This window comes from Veillonellaceae bacterium (assembly GCA_012523975.1).
In the GTDB taxonomy this organism is placed as follows: domain Bacteria; phylum Bacillota; class Negativicutes; order JAAYSF01; family JAAYSF01; genus JAAYSF01.
The window spans coordinates 1-3033 of record JAAYSF010000092.1 but is presented as its reverse complement, the minus strand read 5'-3'; the positions used below and the strand labels follow the sequence as shown (position 1 = coordinate 3033).

The window sequence follows — 3033 nt, the reverse complement described above, 5'->3', positions numbered from 1 at the left end:
ATCTCCGTCAATTTCTAATAATTAGACAGGAGATAACTATGTTTGATACAAAAAAGGCTCTTTTCGGCCTGCTGGCACTGATTATGGTTTTTGGCTCAACAATGCCTAGCTATGCAGCCGATAAAAAAGCCGCAGAGGACAATAAAAAGAAATCGACTTCAACAAAATCGGATACAGCGGCAAAATCTCAAGCGCCTATTACTATTGAAGGGGACGAGCTTTCCTTCAGTGATTCGACGGGACAGGTTTTTGCAAAAGGTAATGTTCTTGTTACTCAGAATGACGTTAAATTGACTTCTGATCTTCTTAATGGCAATACTAAAGAAAGCATTGTCTGGACGGATCATGAAGCAACAATAACTCAACCCGGAGTTAATCTTGTGGGTTCCGGAGGCTTGCGGTTTAACTATAAAGACAATACCGGCAATTTGAAGTTGGCGACCGGAAAAGTTGGCAAGCAGTTGGTTACCGGCCATAATATTGAGATGGTATCTGCCAACGAAATTATCATTAATGGTGGAACGATGACTATGTGTCCGGCAAAAGTGCCGGATTATCATGTCAGTGCCTCGAAAATTGAAATATGGCCAGATGATAAACTTATTGCTTATGGTGCCAAGTTTTGGATTAAAGATAAAGTAATATTTAGCTTACCGAAATATCAAAAGTCACTTAAAAAAGATGCCAAAAGTGATATGCCGCGGGTTGGGTATAGTAGTGATGATGGATTTTATATAAAACAATACCTGGAATATCCTATAGTAGGTAATGTTGCTGCATTTACAGATATTGCCTTATATTCAAAAGCGGGATTTAAGCCAACATATGGAGTAGTTAACCGGGAAAGAAAATATTCCCTTAGTGTTACTCATGGAGAAATGGAAGACGATGATGATAACTGGGTAAAAAAAGAGCCTGAATTTAAATTTGAATATTATCCTCATCGACTCGGTAATTTACCTATAAGCTATACATTTAGTGCAATTTACGGTAAATGGACTGATGATTACAAAACAAGCTGGCACCAAGACTATAACCTATACTTTAGCGGTGATCCAATTAAGCTTAATGATACAATGAAGCTATATCTGGGTACGGGCTTCCAAAAAGTTTTAGAAAGCTATGATGACTCGGCCAGAAATGTGTTCAGATATGATGCAACTCTGACTAAACAGTTTTCATCGCGATTGAATACTTGGGTCGGCTATCATTATATTAAGAATCATACCGGTTTATTTAGCTATAATAATGTTGACCTCGGCCGGGAATTTGATGCCGGATTCTCATATAAGATTGATCGGTTGAATACTATTTCATTTAATCAAAGCTATGATTTAGACAATCATCGAGTTTATGATCAAGATTATACTTGGTATCGTGATCTTCATTGCTGGCAGTCTTCATTAACCTATCGTGCTAAACGCGAAGAGTTTGTTTGGAAGGTAACTGTTACTAGGTGGTAATAACAGTAAAAGTTTGATAAAGGAGTACGTGGATGCTCGTTAATCTCTTTAATATTATTGATAAAATGCAGAATAAAAACATTATGGTCATTGGTGATATGGTAGCGGATGTTTACCTTGAAGGCAAGATTTCACGCATATCACGTGAAGCACCGGTGCTTATCCTTGAACATGCGGGAGAAACCGTTGTGCCCGGTGGTGCAGCTAATGCTGTCCATAATGTTGCTACCCTTGGCGGCCAGGTCTATGCCGTCGGTGTGATTGGGCAGGACAGTGCCGGTATGGAACTTGTAAGAGTCTTAAATAGCAAAGGTGTTGTAACCGAAGGTCTTATCGAGGATTATGATCGACCTACGATTACAAAGACTCGTGTCATGGCTGGCGGTCAAGCAACTGTACGCCAGCAGGTTGTGCGGATTGACCGCGAGAAAAAAGTCCCACTTGCGCCAGAAGTCGAAAACCAGATATTAGATTATATCAATTCAAATATAAACAATATGTCTGCCGTAGTTCTTAGTGACTATGGCAGCCATTCTGTATCGCCAAAGGTTATCCGGACAGCAATTGATTGTTGTAATGAAGTAGGCATACCATGCATTGTTGACTCGCGCTACAATGTAATGGCTTATAACGGGGTTATTGTTGTAAAACAAAATGAATCTGAAGCCGCTGCGGCTGTGGGGCTGGAATCGCTGGACAGTCAATCGCTAGTCGCTGCTGGCAAGACAATTCTTCAGCGCCTTAATGCTCAGGCTGTGCTGATTACTCAGGGGCCGGACGGGATGACACTTTTTGAAGCAACTGGCAAGTATACTCATATCCCGGTTACAAATAAAAGTGAAGTATATGACGTAACAGGTGCTGGTGATACGGTAGTAGCTGCTATGACCCTGGCCTTGGCTGCCAAAGCAGACTATGTTGACGCTGCCCGTTTATCAAATTTCGCTGCCGGAGTAGTCGTAAAGAAACCTGGCACTGCCACTACAACGCCAGACGAATTACGTCAAGCGCTAGGAGAGCATAATGAAAATCATTGCACATGAAGAACTAAATAGTGTTGTTTCAAAGTTAAAGGCCGCTGGTAAATCAATTGTCTTCACCAACGGCTGTTTTGACATTCTACATGTAGGACATGTACGCTATCTTGCGGCTGCCAGGGATTTAGGCGACTGTCTGATTGTCGGACTTAACAGTGATGAATCAGTTAGAAACCTTAAAGGTCCGACACGACCGATAAATAATGAGGAAGATCGCGCCGAAGTACTAACTGCTCTAGCCTGCGTTGATTATGTAATATTATTTGGTGAGCGTACGGCTGAAAACCTTATTGCCGAAATTAAACCAGAAATCTATGTAAAAGGTGGAGACTATAAGATTGAGGACCTACCAGAGGCAGGCATTGTCGCAAAATACGGTGGACGCATCGAGCTAATCCCCGAAGTACCGGGTAGGTCGTCGTCAAACGTAATAAAAAAGATAAAGACCAGCAATCCATGAGGTGTTTATGAATTACAAAAACATCCTTATAATAAAGCTCAGCGCTATTGGCGATGTAATTCATGCTTTACCT

At 41.2% G+C, this 3033-nt stretch carries 3 protein-coding genes; all 3 read left to right on the top strand.

The window, feature by feature from the left end:
- Positions 1-38: 38 nt before the first annotated feature.
- The 3 genes from GX348_12075 to rfaE2 are packed head-to-tail and all read left to right on the top strand — an operon-like array spanning position 39 to position 2960.
- Complete coding sequence (locus GX348_12075) at positions 39-1463, top strand: LPS-assembly protein LptD (protein ID NLP42894.1); 1425 nt, start codon at positions 39-41, stop codon at positions 1461-1463.
- Positions 1464-1495: 32 nt separating this feature from the next.
- The gene (locus GX348_12070; GenBank protein NLP42893.1) at positions 1496-2506 is read left to right on the top strand and encodes a carbohydrate kinase; all 1011 of its coding nucleotides are present in this window, start codon (positions 1496-1498) and stop codon (positions 2504-2506) included.
- The gene (rfaE2, locus tag GX348_12065; protein NLP42892.1) at positions 2487-2960 is read left to right on the top strand and encodes a D-glycero-beta-D-manno-heptose 1-phosphate adenylyltransferase; all 474 of its coding nucleotides are present in this window, start codon (positions 2487-2489) and stop codon (positions 2958-2960) included. Before GX348_12070 ends, rfaE2 begins: the two co-directional genes overlap by 20 nt.
- Positions 2961-3033: the final 73 nt, after the last annotated feature.